Origin of the sequence: Bacillus sp. TSO22 (genome assembly GCF_020223595.1) — a bacterium.
Lineage (GTDB): Bacteria > Bacillota > Bacilli > Bacillales > Bacillaceae > Bacillus > Bacillus inaquosorum.
In genome coordinates, this window is sequence record NZ_JAHAWO010000004.1 from 361,067 (window position 1) to 380,187 (window position 19,121).

At 40.9% G+C, this 19,121-nt stretch carries 19 protein-coding genes and 1 tRNA gene; 13 read left to right on the top strand and 7 right to left on the bottom strand.

The window, feature by feature from the left end:
* The first annotated feature begins 41 nt into the window (after positions 1-41).
* From mdxE to pgmB, 7 genes are read left to right on the top strand one after another with little or no spacing between them, the layout of a single operon-like run.
* Positions 42-1,295, top strand: a complete 1,254-nt coding sequence (gene mdxE / locus KHQ79_RS06770; protein WP_019259553.1) for a maltodextrin ABC transporter substrate-binding protein MdxE — start codon at positions 42-44, stop codon at positions 1,293-1,295.
* A 35-nt stretch (positions 1,296-1,330) separates the two neighbouring features.
* A complete protein-coding gene (gene mdxF, locus KHQ79_RS06775; protein ID WP_225514527.1) occupies positions 1,331-2,638 on the top strand; it encodes a maltodextrin ABC transporter permease MdxF in 1,308 nt (435 codons plus the stop codon).
* Positions 2,639-3,475, top strand: a complete 837-nt coding sequence (gene mdxG, locus KHQ79_RS06780) for a maltodextrin ABC transporter permease MdxG (RefSeq protein ID WP_225514529.1) — start codon at positions 2,639-2,641, stop codon at positions 3,473-3,475.
* Between the two features lie 4 nt (positions 3,476-3,479).
* Entirely contained in the window at positions 3,480-4,364 is an 885-nt protein-coding gene (locus KHQ79_RS06785) for a DUF1189 domain-containing protein (protein ID WP_225514530.1), read from the top strand.
* Complete coding sequence (locus KHQ79_RS06790; protein ID WP_225514532.1) at positions 4,342-6,615, top strand: glycoside hydrolase family 65 protein; 2,274 nt, start codon at positions 4,342-4,344, stop codon at positions 6,613-6,615. The genes KHQ79_RS06785 and KHQ79_RS06790 overlap by 23 nt, the downstream gene beginning before the upstream one ends.
* Positions 6,608-8,293, top strand: a complete 1,686-nt coding sequence (locus tag KHQ79_RS06795; RefSeq protein WP_225514534.1) for a glycoside hydrolase family 13 protein — start codon at positions 6,608-6,610, stop codon at positions 8,291-8,293. Before KHQ79_RS06790 ends, KHQ79_RS06795 begins: the two co-directional genes overlap by 8 nt.
* A complete protein-coding gene (pgmB, locus tag KHQ79_RS06800; RefSeq protein ID WP_225514536.1) occupies positions 8,290-8,964 on the top strand; it encodes a beta-phosphoglucomutase in 675 nt (224 codons plus the stop codon). The genes KHQ79_RS06795 and pgmB overlap by 4 nt, the downstream gene beginning before the upstream one ends.
* Positions 8,965-9,036: 72 nt before the next feature.
* Here the strand turns inward: pgmB and clpP are convergent, their stop codons facing one another.
* On the bottom strand, positions 9,037-9,633 hold the full coding sequence (gene clpP / locus KHQ79_RS06805; protein WP_003219849.1) for an ATP-dependent Clp endopeptidase proteolytic subunit ClpP: 597 nt from the start codon (positions 9,631-9,633) through the stop codon (positions 9,037-9,039).
* A 270-nt stretch (positions 9,634-9,903) separates the two neighbouring features.
* Here clpP and KHQ79_RS06810 point away from each other — a divergent pair.
* Positions 9,904-9,979 (top strand) — tRNA-Arg (locus KHQ79_RS06810).
* 151 nt (positions 9,980-10,130) lie between these two features.
* Positions 10,131-10,643: a DUF3231 family protein gene (locus KHQ79_RS06815; protein WP_019259546.1), complete on the top strand. Its 513-nt coding sequence runs from the start codon at positions 10,131-10,133 to the stop codon at positions 10,641-10,643.
* Between the two features lie 41 nt (positions 10,644-10,684).
* On the opposite strand, the gene KHQ79_RS06820 is transcribed toward KHQ79_RS06815, so the two are convergent.
* From KHQ79_RS06820 to KHQ79_RS06845, 6 genes are all read right to left on the bottom strand, one after another.
* Entirely contained in the window at positions 10,685-10,999 is a 315-nt protein-coding gene (locus tag KHQ79_RS06820) for a DMT family transporter (RefSeq protein ID WP_019259545.1), read from the bottom strand.
* Positions 10,999-11,334, bottom strand: coding sequence for a DMT family transporter (locus KHQ79_RS06825; RefSeq protein ID WP_133485902.1), 336 nt, complete (start codon positions 11,332-11,334; stop codon positions 10,999-11,001). The genes KHQ79_RS06820 and KHQ79_RS06825 overlap by 1 nt, the downstream gene beginning before the upstream one ends.
* A gap of 81 nt (positions 11,335-11,415) precedes the next feature.
* Complete coding sequence (locus KHQ79_RS06830) at positions 11,416-12,000, bottom strand: TetR/AcrR family transcriptional regulator (protein WP_225514538.1); 585 nt, start codon at positions 11,998-12,000, stop codon at positions 11,416-11,418.
* Between the two features lie 94 nt (positions 12,001-12,094).
* Positions 12,095-13,657 carry an aspartate/proton symporter AspP gene (aspP, locus tag KHQ79_RS06835; protein ID WP_133485906.1) on the bottom strand — a complete coding sequence of 521 codons (1,563 nt, stop codon included), beginning with the start codon at positions 13,655-13,657 and terminating at the stop codon, positions 12,095-12,097.
* 151 nt (positions 13,658-13,808) lie between these two features.
* On the bottom strand, positions 13,809-14,525 hold the full coding sequence (locus KHQ79_RS06840) for a LytR/AlgR family response regulator transcription factor (protein ID WP_225514540.1): 717 nt from the start codon (positions 14,523-14,525) through the stop codon (positions 13,809-13,811).
* Positions 14,518-15,771, bottom strand: coding sequence for a sensor histidine kinase (locus KHQ79_RS06845; protein WP_309247422.1), 1,254 nt, complete (start codon positions 15,769-15,771; stop codon positions 14,518-14,520). Before KHQ79_RS06845 ends, KHQ79_RS06840 begins: the two co-directional genes overlap by 8 nt.
* Before the next feature lie 366 nt (positions 15,772-16,137).
* Here KHQ79_RS06845 and KHQ79_RS06850 point away from each other — a divergent pair, with 366 nt between their 5' ends.
* The 4 genes from KHQ79_RS06850 to KHQ79_RS06865 are packed head-to-tail and all read left to right on the top strand — an operon-like array spanning position 16,138 to position 19,118.
* Complete coding sequence (locus KHQ79_RS06850; RefSeq protein ID WP_225514543.1) at positions 16,138-16,407, top strand: PqqD family protein; 270 nt, start codon at positions 16,138-16,140, stop codon at positions 16,405-16,407.
* Positions 16,404-16,826, top strand: a complete 423-nt coding sequence (locus KHQ79_RS06855; RefSeq protein ID WP_044445624.1) for a lasso peptide biosynthesis B2 protein — start codon at positions 16,404-16,406, stop codon at positions 16,824-16,826. The genes KHQ79_RS06850 and KHQ79_RS06855 overlap by 4 nt, the downstream gene beginning before the upstream one ends.
* Positions 16,827-16,837: 11 nt before the next feature.
* Positions 16,838-18,670, top strand: coding sequence for an asparagine synthetase B family protein (locus tag KHQ79_RS06860; protein WP_225514545.1), 1,833 nt, complete (start codon positions 16,838-16,840; stop codon positions 18,668-18,670).
* Complete coding sequence (locus KHQ79_RS06865; protein ID WP_225514547.1) at positions 18,651-19,118, top strand: hypothetical protein; 468 nt, start codon at positions 18,651-18,653, stop codon at positions 19,116-19,118. The genes KHQ79_RS06860 and KHQ79_RS06865 overlap by 20 nt, the downstream gene beginning before the upstream one ends.
* Positions 19,119-19,121: the final 3 nt, after the last annotated feature.

Genomic DNA, 19,121 nt, shown 5'->3' on the forward strand with positions numbered 1-19,121 from the left:
ATACATTTGTTATAGATTCATAAATAGAAGGGGGAAAAGAGATGATCCTTTTTAAAAAGGGGTTCGCTTTATTGGCGGCATCAGTCCTGACATTCGGTCTCGCCGCCTGTTCAAATTCAAAAGATCCGGCAAGCTCTGATGGCAAAAAAGTACTGACTGTGTCTGTCGAAGAAACCTATAAAGAATCTATTGAAAGCATAAAAGCAAAGTTCGAAAAAGAGAATGATGTCACAATAAAAATTGTTGAAAAGCAAATGTTCGAGCAATTGGAAGCGCTTCCTCTTGATGGCCCGGCAGGTAATGCACCTGATGTTATGCTTGCAGCGTACGACCGGATCGGCGGTTTGGGCCAGCAAGGACATTTACTTGAAATTAAGCCATCTAATACAAATAGTTTTGGAGATAAAGAAATGCAGCAGGTGACGGTTGACGGCAAGGTGTATGGTATGCCGCTAGTCATTGAAACACTTGTTTTGTATTACAACAAAGATCTCTTACAAACAGCACCAAAAACATTTAAAGATCTTGAAAAATTAACAGAGGATTCCCGGTTTGCGTTTGCTTCGGAAAAAGGAAAATCAACCGGCTTTTTAGCGAAATGGACTGACTTTTATATGTCGTACGGTCTGTTGGCCGGTTACGGCGGATATGTATTTGGAAAAAACGGAACAGATTCCGGAGACATCGGCCTGAACAATAAAGGGGCTGTAGAAGCGGTGAAATATGCGGAGAAATGGTTTAAAACCTATTGGCCAAAAGGCATGCAAGACAATTCAAGCGCTGACGATTTTATTCAGCAGATGTTTTTAGACGGCAAAGCGGGTGCGATCATCGGCGGACCTTGGTCAGCTGCCAACTATAAAGAGGCTAAATTGAACTACGGAGCGGCTCCTATTCCGACATTGCCAAATGGAGAAGAATATGCTCCTTTTGCCGGCGGCAAGGGCTGGGTTGCTTCAAAATATACAAAAGAACCCGAACTGGCTGAAAAATGGCTTGAGTATGCTACAAATGATGCCAATGCTTACGCTTTTTATGAGGATACAAACGAAGTTCCGGCCAATACAGCTGCAAGGAAGAAAGCAGGTGAGCAAAAAAATGAGCTGACGTCAGCTGTGATTAAACAATATGAAACAGCGACACCGACTCCGAATATTCCGGAAATGGCTGAAGTATGGACGGGAGCGGAAAGTTTGATTTTTGATGCGGTTTCAGGAAAAAAAGCGGCGCAAACATCAGCGAATGATGCTGTAAATGTCATAAAGGACAATATCAAAGAAAAGTATGTGAAATAAAACGGCGGGCGTCCGGAAGAATAGAGGGCGAAAAAATGAATACACACCACACATTTGCAAAGCAAAAACGAAAGGCAGGGCTTTTATCGATCATTCCAGGACTTGGGCAGATTGTGAATCAGCAGTTTTCAAAGGGGATCTTGTTTCTTGTCATCACAGGTTTGTTTGCTCTTGAATTAAGCGTTTTCGGCATTCAAGCGCTAACCGGATTGATGACATTGGGAAGTGTTCCCGGTGAAGATCACTCACTGTTTATGCTGATTGAAGGCACGCTGCAATTGATCGTGACGCTGATTTTCCTCATGTTCTATATCTTTAATATTCATGATTCGCGTAAGACCGCCGCTATGAAAGCGGCGGGTTTGGAGGTCAATACAACGGCCAAGGATATGATCTGTCATGCGGGTGATAAAGGGTTTCCATATTTATTTACACTGCCGGCATATATCATGATGGTGTTTGTAATTATTTTTCCGGTTTTGGTGACTCTGTTTGTTGCATTAACAAACTATGATTTTTATCATATTCCGCCTAATAGTCTGATTGACTGGGTCGGTTTTAAAAATTTCTTGAATATTTTTTTCCTTGGCTCCTACCGTGAAACATTTATGAATGTACTGGGCTGGACGATTATTTGGACAATCTGTGCAACAACGCTGCAAATCATTTTGGGTATCGTGACGGCACTTTTCGTCAATCAGGATTTTATAAAGGGCAAGCGGATATTTCGAATGATTTTCTTATTTCCATGGGCTGTTCCGGCTTTTATTACAATCATGAGTTTTTCCAACATGTTTAACGACAGCATAGGGGCGATGAATGCACAGGTGATTCCATTATTAAATCACCTGCCGTTCGTAGAGCTGCCGGCGATCGCGTGGAAGACCGATCCTTTCTGGACAAAGACAGCCCTCATTATGATTCAGACTTGGCTCGGATTTCCATATATTTATGTCATGGTAACGGGAGTGCTTCAGGCCATTCCAGGTGAACTGTATGAAGCGGCAAAGATTGACGGGGCTACTTTTATTCAGCGTTTTCGGCATATTACATTTCCAATGATTTTATTTGCGACAGCACCCGTAATGATTACTCAGTATACGTTTAATTTCAATAATTTCACGATCATCTATTTATTTAATGAGGGAGGACCAGGCAGCGCAGGAGCTGGGGCCGGGTCGACAGATATCTTAATTTCGTGGATTTATAAACTGACAACAGGCACATCACCGCAATATTCCGTTGCCGCAGCTGTTACACTGTTAATTTCTTTCATTGTCATTGGAATTTCCCTGATTGCTTTTAAAAAATCGAATGCTTTTGGCAATGAGGAGGTTATGTAGGTGAATGTGAGAACTGCCAGAATGCTTAATAGAATCTGTACCTATTTATTTTTGACGCTGCTAAGTATTGTCATTATATATCCGTTGCTGATTACGGCATCATCCGCTTTCCGTGTGGGAAATGCGGCGGCTTTTCAGCTCGATTTTTCGGGTTCTTGGACTTTGGATCATTTTAAGCGGCTATTTGACGAGACACTTTATCTTCATTGGTACGGCAATACACTTGTCATTGCGCTATCGGTCATGGTATTGCAGGTTACGATTGTGACGCTTGCCGGGTATACGTACAGCCGCTATCGGTTTGCAGGCCGAAAAAAGAGCCTGGTATTCTTTTTAATCATTCAAATGGTGCCGACGATGGCAGCGCTGACTGCTTTTTACGTTCTGGCAATGCTGATAGGCGCACTTGATCAATACTGGTTTTTGACAGCGATCTATATCGGCGGCGGAATTCCGATGAACACGTGGCTGATGAAAGGTTATTTTGATACTGTGCCGAGAGAAATTGATGAAGCTGCGCGAATTGACGGGGCGGGACATCTGAGGATTTTCGCTTCCATTGTTCTGCCGCTTGTTAAGCCGATGCTTGCGGTACAAGCGCTTTGGGCGTTTATGGCACCGTTCGGCGACTATTTGCTGGCGAAGTTTTTGCTCCGCTCACCGGAAAGGCTGACCATCGTTGTAGGATTGCAGTCCTTCATTTCAAATCCGCAGCAGCAAAAAGTCGCCCTGTTTGCGGCCGGAGCTATATTGGCCGCACTGCCGATATGCGTCTTGTTCTTTATTCTCCAAAAGAACTTTGTGTCCGGGCTGACAGCCGGCGGAACAAAGGGGTAATTCGATGAAGAATCTGAAAAATGAAAGCTTTATTATCCGCTGCCTGAAAGCGGCTGCATCCCCATCTGGTGTTTGCCGTTACGGGAATACATTCAGCTGGCTGCAGCTCTCCTTTCTCTTTATGTTTTTGACGGCCTCCTTGATGGCGCCGTTGGCGGTTTCGTTTATGAAAATGGATCGCTTCAGTGTTACATCTTTCATGCCGTCAGCTATTCAAAAGGTCAATGATCGATTTGCTGATCAATTACAAGGCTTTCAAATCAGAAACGGAAAACTGACGGGCGGGAAGAGCTCTGATCGAATGGAAGATGGACAGAATTTGCTGGCTGTTGATATGAAGCATGAGTTTAAGACAAGCGGTGAAAATGGGCGGTTGAAAGTAACTGGATATGATAACGCTATCGTATTTCAATCTGATCAACTGGTGATCACCGATCAAAACGGAACGGGGTTTTCTGTTGGCTATGGGAAATTGGAGGCTGAGCTTAAGGAACCGAACGTCCATGATGTAGAGGTTTTGATCGACAAATTGTGGTTGGCACAGTATAAGCCGATGATCATGATGCTGGCATATGCGGTAATCTTTATGATCCAGCTTTTTTTAACGGCTGTTATTGCGGGTGGCATCTGGATCACAAAACGATCAAACATGATCTCTATTGCGTCATTCAAGGAAGCAGCATCTACGGCGATTTGCGCCTCGGCACTGCCGGCATGCGCGGCAGCTGCTATCGGTATGGTTCATTTTGACTTGATCACTGTATTGATGATCCATTCGTGTGGCGTCACTTTGATGATCTCTTTTGCATTTAGATATTTGGCCAAAACCCGCCGTTATAATGGAAACTTACATTCGGGAGGAAATTATGATAAATCAGCGGTTATTTGAGATTGATGAATGGAAAATCAAAACAAATACATTTCAAAAGGAACATACACGGCTGCAGGAAAGCCTGACTTCTCTTGCTAACGGCTATATGGGAGTCAGAGGGAATTTTGAAGAGGGCTATTCAGGCGACAGCCACCAAGGCACATATATTGCAGGCGTGTGGTTTCCTGACAAAACGCGGGTAGGCTGGTGGAAAAACGGGTATCCGGAATATTTCGGAAAAGTGATCAATGCGATGAACTTTATTGGCATAGGTGTATATGTTGACGGTGAAAAAGTCGATCTCTATCAAAACCAAATCGAATCATTTGAGTTAGAACTCAACATGAAAGAGGGGATTCTGCGGCGAAGCGCTGTTGTCCGCATTCAGGATAAAACCGTCAGAATCAGGTCGGAGCGATTTCTTAGCCTTGCCGTAAAAGAGCTTTGTGCGATTCACTATGAAGCGGAGTGCCTGACAGAAGATGCTGTTATTACGCTTGTTCCTTACCTGGACGCAAATGTCGCAAATGAAGATTCTAACTACCAAGAACAGTTTTGGCAGGAAGAAGCGAAAGGTGCTGATCCTCACCGCGGCCATTTAGTCGCCAAAACGATCGAAAATCCATTTGGAACACCGCGCTTTACTGTTTCAGCTGCAATGGCAAACGTGACAGAGGGCTTTGTCAGTGAAAGCTCTCAAACAGCTGGAATGTATGTCGAGAATCGCTACAGTTACCAAACGAAGGCTTCTTTGAAAAAGTTTATTATTGTCACGACTTCCCGTGATGTTCGGGAGGCAGAGCTTTTATCGAAAGCCAAGGAGCTTTTGGCGGGTGTTCTTGAGAACGGATATGAAGAAGCTAAACGGAGTCACACTGAGCAATGGAAGGAAAGATGGGCAAAAGCGGACATAGAGATTAAAGGGGATGAGGAACTTCAGCAGGGGATCCGCTACAATATCTTTCAGTTATTCTCGACATATTATGGGGGCGATGCCCGTTTGAATATCGGGCCGAAAGGATTTACTGGCGAAAAATACGGAGGTGCCGCCTATTGGGATACTGAGGCATATGCTGTGCCGATGTATTTGGCGACAGCCGAGCCGGAGGTGACGAAAAACCTGCTTTTGTATCGCTATCATCATTTGGATGCAGCTAAACGGAATGCCGCTAAACTGGGGATGAAGGGGGCACTTTACCCGATGGTGACGTTCACAGGTGATGAATGCCACAACGAATGGGAGATCACCTTTGAAGAAATCCACCGCAATGGCGCGATTTGCTATGCGATCTGCAATTATGTCCAATATACAGGCGACCGTGACTATATGAAAGAATACGGGATAGACGTTCTCGTGGAAGTCAGCAGGTTTTGGGCTGACCGCGTTCACTTCTCGAAACGAAAAAACAAATATATGATCCATGGCGTCACAGGGCCGAATGAATACGAAAACAATGTCAACAACAATTGGTATACAAATGTCATTGCGGCTTGGACGTTGGAGTATACATTAGAAAATCTCGAAAGTATTTCAGCGGAAAAACGCCGCCTGCTTGATGTACAGGAAGAAGAATTGAAGGCCTGGAGAAATATCATCCAGCACATGTACTATCCGTATAGTGAAGACCTGGAAATTTTCATTCAGCATGACACATTCTTGGACAAAGATCTGCAATCAGCGGATGAATTAGATCCAGCTGAGCGGCCTCTTTATCAGAATTGGTCATGGGACAAGATTCTCCGCTCCAATTTTATTAAGCAGGCAGATGTTCTGCAAGGCATTTATCTTTTTCATGACCGTTTTACAATGGAAGAAAAACGGCGAAACTTTGAATTTTATGAACCGATGACTGTTCATGAATCAAGCCTGTCGCCCTCTGTCCATGCGGTTCTCGCAGCCGAGCTCAAGATGGAAAAGAAAGCGCTTGAATTATATAAGCGTACAGCAAGGCTTGATCTTGACAATTACAATCATGACACGGAAGAAGGCTTGCACATTACATCAATGACGGGAAGCTGGCTCGCAATCGTTCAAGGCTTTGCAGGCATGCGCATCACGAATGAGACGCTGTCATTTGCTCCGTTTTTGCCGAAAGAATGGGACGGATATTCATTCAAAATTAATTATCGAAACAGATTAATCAATGTTACGGTTGACGAAATGGGCGCCATCTTTGAGCTTGTAAAAGGCGAGCCGCTGCACATGAAAGTTTATGATGAACCGGTTGTCCTAAACGGACGATGTGAAAGGAGAACGCCTGATGAGTGAATGGTGGAAAGAAGCAGTCGTTTATCAAATTTACCCGCGCAGTTTTTATGATTCCAATGGAGATGGATTCGGGGATTTGCAAGGCGTGATTCAAAAGCTGGATTACATCAAAAATCTCGGGGCGGATGTGATCTGGCTCTCCCCGGTGTTTGATTCCCCGCAGGATGATAACGGCTATGACATCAGCGACTATAGAAACATGTACGAAAAATTTGGGACAAATGAAGATATGTTTCAGTTAATTGACGAAGTGCATCAACGCGGAATGAAAATCATCATGGATTTGGTCGTGAACCACACGTCAGATGAGCATGCCTGGTTTGCTGAAAGCCGCAAGTCAAAGGACAATCCTTACCGGGATTATTATTTTTGGAAAGACCCTAAACCGGACGGCTCAGAGCCGAATAATTGGGGGTCAATCTTCTCGGGCCCGGCGTGGACATTCGATGAAGGAACGGGGCAGTATTATTTGCACTACTTTTCGAAAAAGCAGCCTGATTTAAATTGGGAAAATGAAGCGGTGCGCCGGGAAGTATATGATTTGATGAGATTTTGGATGGACAAAGGCGTTGACGGCTGGCGGATGGATGTGATCGGCTCCATTTCCAAGTACACCGATTTTCCGGACTACGAAACAGATAACAGCCGCAGCTATATCGTCGGACGTTATCATTCGAATGGCCCCCGCCTTCATGAATTTATCCAAGAGATGAACAGGGAAGTGCTTTCTCATTACGACTGCATGACGGTCGGCGAGGCAAACGGCTCTGATATTGAAGAGGCGAAAAAGTACACAGATGCAAGCAGGCAAGAGCTGAATATGATCTTTACCTTTGAACATATGGATATTGATACAGAACAAAACTCGCCAAATGGGAAATGGCAGATCAAGCCGTTTGATGTGGTTGCTTTAAAAAAGACGATGACAATGTGGCAGTCCGCGTTAATGAATGTCGGCTGGAATACCCTGTATTTTGAAAACCATGATCAGCCGAGGGTTATTTCCCGCTGGGGCAATGACGGTGAGTTGCGAAAGCAGTGTGCAAAAGCATTTGCAACGGTTCTCCACGGGATGAAAGGAACACCGTTTATTTACCAGGGAGAAGAAATCGGCATGGTCAACAGTGATATGCCGCTTGAGATGTATGACGATCTTGAAATAAAAAATGCATATCGTGAACTAGTCGTCGAAAACAAAACGATGTCAGAAAAAGAGTTTTTAAAAGCTGTGGCAAAAAAAGGACGGGATCATGCGAGAACACCGATGCAATGGAATGCCGGAAAACATGCGGGATTCACAGCCGGAGACCCTTGGATAGCGGTAAATTCCCGCTATCAAGATATCAATGTGGAAGAGTCCTTAGAAGATAAAGATTCGATTTTCTATTACTATCAAAAGCTCATTCAATTACGAAAGCAATATAAGATCATGGTATATGGAGATTTTCAGCTGCTGCAGGAGAATGATCGGCAAATCTTTTCGTACCTCCGTGAATATCAAGGAGAAAAGCTTCTCGTCGTTGTGAATATGTCGGAAGACAAGGCTCTGTTCGAAGTGCCTCCAGAATTGATTCATGAGCATTGGAAAGTGCTTATTACGAACTATTCGCATGAGCGAGCTGACTTGAAGAGCATTTGCCTCGAACCTTATGAAGCTGTGATGGGCATTAGCATATGAAAGCGGTCATTTTTGATTTAGACGGAGTGATAACAGATACAGCTGAATATCATTTTCTCGCTTGGAAGCACATTGCCGAACAAATCGATATTCCCTTTGACAGGGGTGTGAATGAAAGCCTAAAAGGAATCAGCAGAGAAGAGTCACTTGAAAGCATACTTATCCTTGGCGGTGCGGAAACAAAGTATACAAATGCAGAGAAACAAGAACTTATGCATCAAAAAAATCAATATTATCAAACGCTGATCAGCAAATTGATGCCGAAAGATCTTTTGCCGGGAATCGGCAGGCTTCTTTGTGAGTTAAAAGGCGAAAATATAAAAATCGGGTTAGCGTCTTCAAGTCGCAATGCTCCAGAGATTTTAAAACGTTTGGAGATCATTGATGATTTTCATGCCATTGTTGACCCGACAGCTCTCGCGAACGGGAAACCTGATCCCGAAATCTTTTTAACAGCTGCAGCGCTGCTCGGTGTTTCCCCGGCTGATTGTGCGGCAATAGAAGATGCTGAAGCAGGCATTTCCGCAATCAAATCTGCCGGGATGTTTGCGGTTGGAGTCGGTCATGAACAGTCAATACTTGGTGCTGATCTGGTTGTGAGAAACACTTGTGATTTGACGCTTGAACTGCTGAATGAGGAATGGGAGCAGTATAAAATAAAAAGTTTTTAAGAATCGTTAGAGAATGAATTCCTTCAAATGAAAAAACCTGCAAGAGACATCGCTCTTGCAGGTTGTGCAGTATTACTTTTGTTCTTCTGTGTTGCGAGTCAGGATTTTGTCAATCAGGCCGTATTCAAGCGCTTCTTCAGCAGACTTGAAGTTATCACGGTCTGTGTCCCGTTCGATCACTTCAAGCGGCTGGCCAGTACGTTCAGCAAGGACTTTGTTTAATTTGTCGCGAAGCAAGAGAATGCGTTTCGCGGCAATTTCAATTTCTGTCGCCTGACCTTGCGCACCGCCAAGAGGCTGGTGAATCATGACTTCACTGTTTGGAAGCGCATAGCGTTTGCCTTTTTCGCCGGCAGCAAGCAGGAACGCGCCCATTGATGCAGCCATACCGATACAAATTGTAGATACCTTCGGCTTAATAAACTGCATGGTATCATAGATCGCCATACCGGCTGTGATAGAGCCGCCCGGGCTGTTGATGTAAATAGAAATATCTTTTTCAGGGTCTTCTGCTTCTAAGAATAAAAGCTGTGACACGATGGAGTTCGCAACGTTGTCATCAATCGCAGATCCAAGCATGATGATACGATCCTTTAATAGACGAGAATAAATGTCATACGCTCTTTCCCCGCGGTTCGTTTGTTCAATGACTGTAGGTATTAAATTCATAATGCTCCTCCTTCACCTTTTAGGTAAGTATGTAGTTACATGATACATTTTTGGTCAATAAAGGTCAAACAAAAAGCTGGCTGGATATGCAAAGTCGTCTCTTTTTCCCATTTTCCCCAAAAATACAGGGGTTCAAACCATCATATGTCAGATTGCCAAATCAGATGATGTGTCTGTTTTAAAAAAACCGCTCTTGAAATAGAGGGTTGTTATTTGAATGGAATTATCGTATAATTAGTTGTGCTGACGTTCTCATAACGCAGTCAATATGCGCTCGTAGCTCAGTTGGATAGAGCGGTGGTTTCCGGTACCACGTCTGTCGGGGGTTCGAATCCCTCCGAGCGCGTCCAATAGAACAACAGGAAAGACAAGGGTTTGGCATTGCCGCTCTTGTCTTTTTTGTTTTGTTTCAAAAATCTTTCTCATCGGAACATAAATTTTCCTCCAGCCGGGCACGTTATGAGATGTGCGATATTGAATCTGTAAGGAGGATGAACATGGGTATTTTAAGCGGAAATCCGCAAGATGAACCGATGCATTACGGTGAGGTATTCAGCTTGTGGAGTTATGTGATGGCGGGCAATAAAATGGTCGGCAATTACCAGATGTTATTGCATCATGTCGGTGATGAAGACCTGAAGAAGCTGCTTCGTGAGTCCATTGAGAAGTGCCAAGATGAAATGAAACAAGTCAGTGCGATCCTGAAAGAAAACGGTGTGGCGCTCCCGCCAGCTTCTCCTGAACCGCCGGCTGCAGATCTTAAAGATATTCCGCCGGGTGCGCGGTTTCTTGATCCGGATGTGGCGGCCTCTGCGGCAGCGCAAAATGCTGCAGGTCTTGTGACATGCAGCAAAATTATGGGACAGTCAATTCGTGAGGATATTGCCATGATGTTTGGACAATTCCATATATCTAAAGCGGCAACCGGCGCAAAATACTTAAGGCTGCTAAAAAACAAAGGCTGGCTCATCCCGCCGCCGCTTCATCTTCAAAAACATCAAGACGCTTAACGGCAAGGGCATATACAGCTGTATATGCCCTTATCTTATGATTAAGCCGTAAGACGCAGGCCGATGACCCCGGCGAGGATAAGGCAAAGGGAAATCAGCTGTGGCAGCTGAAATCGCTCCTTAAACCAGATGACGCCGACCGCCGAAACGCCAATACTGCCAATGCCGGTCCAGACGGCATAAGCGACGCCGGCAGGCAGGGCCAGCATCGCTTGTGAAAGGCAGTAAAAGGATAAGCCAAAACCAACAGTCATCACAATGATCGGCCATTTTTTTCTTGTACCGTCTATATATTTCATGGCAACGGCAGCTATAATTTCTTCAATGCCGGCAACCACTAATAAAAACCATGCCATTATTTTTCACCTCCCGGCTGTGATGTGCTTTCTTTCGTAAATAGCTTCATTCCTAAAATACCGGCCAGCAATATAACTAAAAAGAACATTTGCGCTGCTGAGAAGGATTCGCCCAAAACAATTCCGGTGATATAAGTTCCGACGGTTCCGATTCCGACAAATACAGTGTATGCCGCGGCCATCGGGATTTTTTGATAAGAGCGGATTAACAGTATAAAGCTGATTGCGATCAAGATAAAAATGATTATCCAATCTATAAGCGAATCGGCATGTTTAAGGGAGGAAGCCCAAACAACTTCTAAAAGACCTGCAATAAACACAAGCACCCAATTCATATGAAACACCTCTCTATTTTGTGAATGAACGTCAGTCATTTTTAAGGCATTAAAAAATGAGCGGTGTTACCCAGTCATTTTTTAAGCTGTACCTAAGCTTCGTTTTAAGAAAGTAAAGATTTCTTTTTTAAACACTTCAATATTTTCATCTTGTTCAAATCCGATATAGAATCGTTCAGCTGTGTTCTCGACCAAGTTGATAATCGTTCTGGCTGTCCATTTCGCATTGATTCCTTCAGTCACCTCATGGTTTTTAATCGCCTTATGGATGATTTTTTCGAGCCAGGAATAATAAGGCTGATAGATCGTCTCCCATTTTTCCATGGAGTGGTCGATCGCAAGCCCAGAGTAACAGAGGACGATAATATCCTTGTGACGTTCTGTAATGAGAAATGTCTCATCAATTAATATATCTAAAACGGTCCAAAAACCTTCGTCTCCATGCAGTCTTCCTTTGATTTGATCCAGCGTATGGGTGAGAAGATTTTCTGCGATTGCCGGGATGAGAGCGTTTTTAGATGAGAAATACAAATAGAACGTTCCTTGGGCAGTGCCGGCCTTTTTGACAATATCAGAAATAGAGGCCTTGTCGAGACCTTTTTCAGAAATGACTTCAATGGCGGCCTGCAGAATTTTTTCATATTTGCCCGATGTTTGTCTTGGCATAAGGAACACCTCCTGTAATGACTGACTATCATTCATTTTATCGCGGGTATGTGCGTTTGTAAAGAATAAAGAAGCAAGAAAAACTCTTGCTTCTTTATTTATCATAATCAATGGCGGCTTTCGGGAGTCCGGTATACTTTGCCCAGTAGTAAATCGCAAGTGAGCCGATGGCGACCAAAATGAGGTCGATTGGATTGCTGATGATGCCTAAACCGTGTCCGAAAGACCCGATGAAGGAAAAGATCAGCATCATGATATAAAACCCGACAAGCCACCACGCTGATTTTAACTGCTGGGCAAGGCTGACATCCTCTTGAGGCGCATATTTTCTGAAACAGAGATAGATCAAAAACATCACGAGCTGTGAACCGAGCAGCCAGGAAACGGTTGTCCATCCTGACCAGTACACGATAAACGCCGTGAAGATAAAGGAAAGCGGCCCGATAATGCTCATCCCTTTTAAATAAAACGGCCTGTTTAAGTCCTTCGCATTGACCCTCAGCGCAGCTGAAGAAATCGGTGCAATCGCATAAGAAAGAATGAGCGCGACAGAACAGACATTGACGAGCGCGTTCCACGAAGGGAAGGGAAGTGTCCAGAAAATGGACAGGGCAAACGAAAGCCAGAGTGAAGCACGGGGTGTCCCCGTTTCTTTATTCACTTTTGAAAATATGCTAAATAATGTGCCGTTACGCGCCCAGGCGTAAACGAGGCGAGACGTCGTATTCATAAAAATATTCCCGTTTCCTCCGGGAGACAGAATGGCGTCTAAAATGACAAGCGTTGCAAGCCAGCCTAAACCGAGCATAATCGCAATATCTTTAAACGGCAATGAGAACTCCCGCCCGATTGCGGGCCAGCCATGTTTTAGCGTTTCTGTCGGGATTGCGCCAATAAAGGTGACCTGCAAAACCGTGTAAATGATGGTTGAAACGATAATGCAAATGATTAAAGCGATCGGGATATTGCGTTTTGGATTTTGAACTTCACCTGCAACAGCCACAATCGGGTGCAGGCCGAGATACGCAAACATCACGCCGCCTGTCGAAATCGCAGCCTGAATGCCTGTAAAACCAAACGGCGCAAATCCTTCAACAGATAAATTCTCAGGCTGAAAATGAAAGATCAGCACGATAATGATGGTAATCGGTACAATATATTTAAAAATTGATATGATGAAATTCGCCTTAGCGAAGGTTTTGACGCTCCAATAATTCAGCAGGAAAAACAAGCAGAGCAAGGCGAATTGCAAGATCCAGCCAGCAATGGTCGGCGAATCAGATCCTTTTATGGTTAGGCCGGGAAACCAATAGGCCACATACTGACGCACAGCCGTCACTTCAATTGAAATCAGGCTAGTGTAAGCGACAATCGTGACAAATGAAATTAAATAGCCGACAAGATGGCCATGTGAATAAACGGGGTATCGAATGATGCCTCCGGTACGGGGCAGAGCGGCCCCAAGCTCCGCGTACACGAGCCCGATTAACAGAATGATGGCTCCGCCGATAATCCAGGAAAAAGCGCCGGAGGGTCCTGCTTTTGAAGCGACATTACTGACAGCGAACAGCCATGCTGACCCAAAGATGGCACCCATCCCAATCAAAATCAGATCAAACAGCGACATTGATTTTTGAAAATTTCCTTGTTTAGACATCCGCTTCCTCCTTAGAAACCAGCCTTATATTCCTTACAATGCCCAATATGTAACAGAGAATACCGCTCTAATAAAAAAACAGGTGCAGCAAGCGCCGCACCTGAAAAAGTGTAACTAAAACGATAGAAGTATTAACATGGGATAATTTTTTCTATTGTAAAATATCATATACATGATTTAAGTAGTGTTTGCTTAAATAAGCATAATCGTTAATTTGATCAAAGTAGATCATATAGGTTTGACCGGATGGTTCAATTCTTTTGACATAATCTAAATTTACGAGATAACTCTTATGAGTTCGAGTGAATTTCTTACGGTCTAACTTTTCTTGTATTGACTTCAAGGTTTCAGGAGTTTTTATTATTTTTTTTGTACCATGGGATAATGTTACAAATTTTGTGTATCTTTGTTCGGAAGTAATATAAACTATATTTTTTGTTTTGACAAAATCAATTCCCCTATCATTCTTTAACAATAAAAAGTCTTTAGGTTCAAAATGCAAATTCAACCGTATGTTCTTTTTGATTTTTTCCCAACAAATACTTAACCTTTCTTCTGTAAACGGTTTAACTAAATAGTCAATGGCATCAATTTCAAATGCTTTCCATGCATATTCCTTATAACCTGTAGTGAAAATAATTTTTATATTCTGATATCTGGCTTTTACAAGTTTAGCTAATGATAGGCCGTCTAGCTGAGGGAGATCAATATCAACAAATAACAGCTGAGGCTGGTGCTGATCGGTTAAATGAAAGGCTGTTTTACCATCAGATGCTTCTCCTACTATTTCTACATTTTTTCTTATCAAAAATTTTTTTAGGATATCCATAACATGGCGATTATCTTCAGCAATGACTGCATTAACCAACTTGTCCACCTTCTTTTTCAATTATTTTATCAGTTATTATAGGAATAAAAATTGAAAAGGTAGTGCCGTTTTTTTCAGAACTGTTTACTTCAAGCCGTCCTTGTGCTTTATCAATCACTTTTTTGATTGCAGCTAAGCCTAGGCCGGTATGTTTATATTTTGTAGAATACCCTTCTTTAAAAATAAGAGTGTGTTTGTGCTTAGGTATAACAGAATGTTCATTATGAACAGAAATAACCAAAAATGAATTTAAAAGCTGACTGATTCTAACTGATACTTGAGGAACTATTGAATCTTGATTTTTTGTTGCCTCAAATTCAGCATCAAATGCATTATCCAGTAAATTGCCGACTACTTGTATTAGCTCATAGTTTTGCATGCCCGTTTTCGGCATTAAATGTTTAACCTCGATATGAAAGGATAAGTTTCTATTTTTAGCTACCTCGTATTTTGACTGTAATAGGCCAGCGATAGAACTATTGTTTAAATGAATTAAAGTCTGTGAAACATCCAGATCCGCGCATAATTCATTCAAATATATATGTAAATCCTCGTACCTTTTTGATTTAAATAAGTGATTTATAACGTGTAAGTGGTTTGAAAAGTCATGTTTTTTACTTCTTAATGAGAGTATGATATCTTCAGTTTTTTTCGAGTATTTTCTTTCTAAAAGCAGATTAGAATCAGCTTGTAATAATTTAATCAATCTTGTTAGTAGTATGTAAATCAGGAATGGTAAGAGAGCTAGAAAAAATATATGAAATTTATTAGGGAGTTTTAGCAACGATAGAAACAGCGATAATGTAATGGTCAAAAATAACATCAGGATAATTCTTTTATGTGTTTTACTTATTTCAGATGAAAATACTTTATTAATGAATGAAATGAAGAATATTGATTGTATGCTTATGGACAAATATATCAGGGTGAAAATCAGCGATGTGGGGGATATAGATAAGTTACTAACAATCAATAATGAGATCACTTTTGCCATAAGTTGAAAAAACATAATTGAAAGTGTGATAACCATCGAGAAACGCATGCTTAGTTTACATATAAAACCTAAAAACATCAACAATAATATTAAATTTTCCGAAAAGTAAAGTAAAGATTGACCGCTGTTTAACATAATGAAGAAATGAAAAAAAGAGAAAATGAAAATCCTTTTTAAATCTGAGAGAAACAAAATCAAAATGAAAAAAATTGAAAGTTCTCCAATGGAATAATTTAAAATACTCCACAACATAATGACCCTCTCTTTTTCTACAGGGTAATTTTTTATTTCTAATAAATGTAAATCAAGAAGAAAAGATTGTAGGGTGAAAAACAAATTTGTTATAAATTTACTATTTGTATTTAAGATATCATGTTTGTTTTGTGTTTACAATACGATTTTTTCTTAAAATAAAACAATTCCTCTTGAAAGGGAAGAAGCCTCATATTTTATAGCATATTCATAAATGGGGGCGGAGTTCATTTTTTGTCGATAGAACCATTCATCCCGTAAAAAAATTGTTTTATCCTGCTTTTTTATCCTGTTAATTGTTTTTTATTGGATGTAAATCGCTAAAAGCTTATATTTATGTCAAATCAAACAAAGGTGGTTTTAAACGTGAATATAAAACAACCTAACATTATAAGAAATGTAAAACTAACTGAGTCAGATGATGAAGGAGTTTTACTAGATATTGAAAACGGGACCTATTACGGACTTGATGAAGTAGGATTAGATATATGGAAATTGATTGAGCAGAAGAAAGGATTTGATGACATATTGAAAATCATCAGTGAAACGTATAATACTTCACATTACGAGGTGATTAGGGATATAGAGATTTTTTTGAAAGAATTAAAAAATAAAGGATTAATTTCGTGGACATGAGATTAATGAAGATATTCTATTACGTTAAAGCTTTTTTAATAGTTAGACAGATTGACAAGAGCTTAAAAAAAGAAGGGTTCAAACAGGTTTATCACACTTATTTGTCTCCTCCTGCCCCTTTGGATCCTTTAAGGGACATCACAGAAAAAGAATTAAAGTTTATAGAAATGGTACTAGGAGTGGTTGAGAAAGTTTGTTTTCTTTTTTTTGGGAAGGCGAGATGTCTTCATCGGTCAGTTGCGAGTTATCATATTTTTCATAAAAAGGGTATACCAATTGACTTGGTGATCGGCGTAAAAAAGAAACCTTTTACATCACATGCTTGGCTTGAATTTAATGGACAAGTCATTAATGATTCAGAAGATTTCGTTAATGATTTGATACATCAATTTCATACGAAAGAATATAGAAAAATGTGAGGCGGTAGACGATGAGTGGTATTTGCGGTTTATATCATTTGGATAAAAGCCCTGCTGACATAGATTGTTTGAATGAAATGATACGTTCCATTTCATTAATAGGAAATGATCACCAAAATGCATGGGTTGATAAAAATGTGGCACTAGGTAAAACGAGTTTATTTGTTAATCCGGAATCAGTGTATGAAAAAAAGATTATAAAGTCAAAATTTAAAAATTATTATATTACTGCAGATTGCCGCATAGATAATCGAAAGGAACTCTATCGAGATCTACATATAAAAAAAGAGTTTCACCGCACATCGGATACAGAGTTAATATTAGGGGCATACGAGAAATGGAAAGAGAATGCTGTAACAAAACTGGAAGGCGATTTTGCCTTTTGTATTTGGGATGCAGAAGAAAAACAGTTATTCTGCGCGAGGGATCCTTTAGGGATTCGGCCATTTTTTTATAAGGTGACAGCCAGTTCATTTCTCTTTTCCTCCATGATTCGGGCTATTCACAAGACCTATCAAGTAAGTGATTGGAATAAAGATTATTTAGCAGACTTCTTATATAGAAAAGGGATACAGTCGGAAGAAGACACACCGTATCTTGGCGTTAAAAGATTGCCAAAGGGGAGTTTCCTTACTCTTAAGAATGGAACACTTCGTATTACGCCTTATTGGAAGCTAGATCCTAAAAAGAAAACAATATATAAAAACCCTCATCATTACATTGAACAATTTCAAGACATTTTTTTTCACTCAGTAAAAGCCCGAATGCGATCAATGACAAATACAGGTGTCTTCATGAGCGGAGGCTTGGACTCAACTTCTATTTATGCAGCAGCTAAACAATATGATGTCGAGCATGTTTATCCAATATCTTGTGTTTTTGATAAATATAAGGATTCTGATGAAAGGTTTTATATCAGCTATGTTCTCAACAAATACAAAGAGAAAAACTATAAATTTGTAAATAGTGATGATCTTTGGATTCTGAAGAATTTTCCTCATTATTCTATTTCAACTGATGAGCCCAGTAAAAATCAACTATCATATGGAATGCTGGCCGAAACATACCGCATGGTCTTACAAAGCAATACTAAAGTTGTCTTAAACGGCTATGCCGGGGATCAGGTTTTTGGTTTTAGCCCTTATTATATTTCTAAATTTATTCGAAATTTTCAATTTTTGAAGCTTTGTAAAGAAACTTCTAAATTAGCGGCCTCATATAATTATACCTTTTCCGGCGCGCTAAAGGAATTTGGGTTCTCCGCACTTAAAGGGAAACATGAGGATCAAACTGTCCTTCTAGATAAGTATTATGATGAAGCAAAAGAAAGACATGAAATGGAAAATCGCATAAAAGATCCTGGGTTAAAAATGATGTACCAGTATATTGAAAGGTCTCAAGGCTTTGGTTTTGCTCAATTTTTTTCCGAATCATTAGGAATTGAAACCAGATATCCATTTTTAAATGTGAAGCTTATCGAATTTATCTTCAGTATTCCATTAGACCAGAAGATTAAAGATGCTCAAACAAAAGTCCTTCTGAGGCAATCAATGAAGGGATATCTTCCTGATGAAGTGCGGAACAGGCAGGGCAAGACGTCTAATGATGCCCTAATATTTGCAGGATTAAAAAATGAATGGCCTAGGTTGTTTCCTCAATTGAAACATTTAGTTTTAGAAGAGCTGGGTATCATAAAAGGCAGTAAATTCCGGGATAAAATTGTCGAATACAGGCACGGTGTTTTGAGTAAAGGGATGGATTATTTTGCTGCATTAGCTCTTGAATTGTGGCTGCAAAAGCATACGTATCAAAAGGAGGAACATAATGAGCCTTTTCCTGTATAGTATCCCTTTATTAGTTTTGGTAATTGGAGTGATAGTTACAACCAAAAAAATACTTCATACGAAATGGATTTTAAGCCATTTAGTCACTGATACTAAAAAGCTGGATATACTTTTGAAGAATGAGCGTCATATGTTTATATTATTTTTTGATGAGATGACTTGTCGAAATGTCATTAGGAATATGAACATGCTACATAGTGCTTTAAAAGATACTAAAGTTCCTTTTGCCATTATTAATACGCTTGAGGATTACGACTATGAGACAGAAAGCTCTCCGGTGTTTCCGTATGTAGATCACTTTGAAATACAGTATACCCCCACGCTGATATTCGTTAAAAATGGAACAAAACAATCTGTTCACTGTCAAGGGCCAGACCAGTTACAGTTAGGAAAAGTAAATAAGTTTTTATCAGAAACCATCTCAAAAATGAACAGTCACGCTGTATAAGAA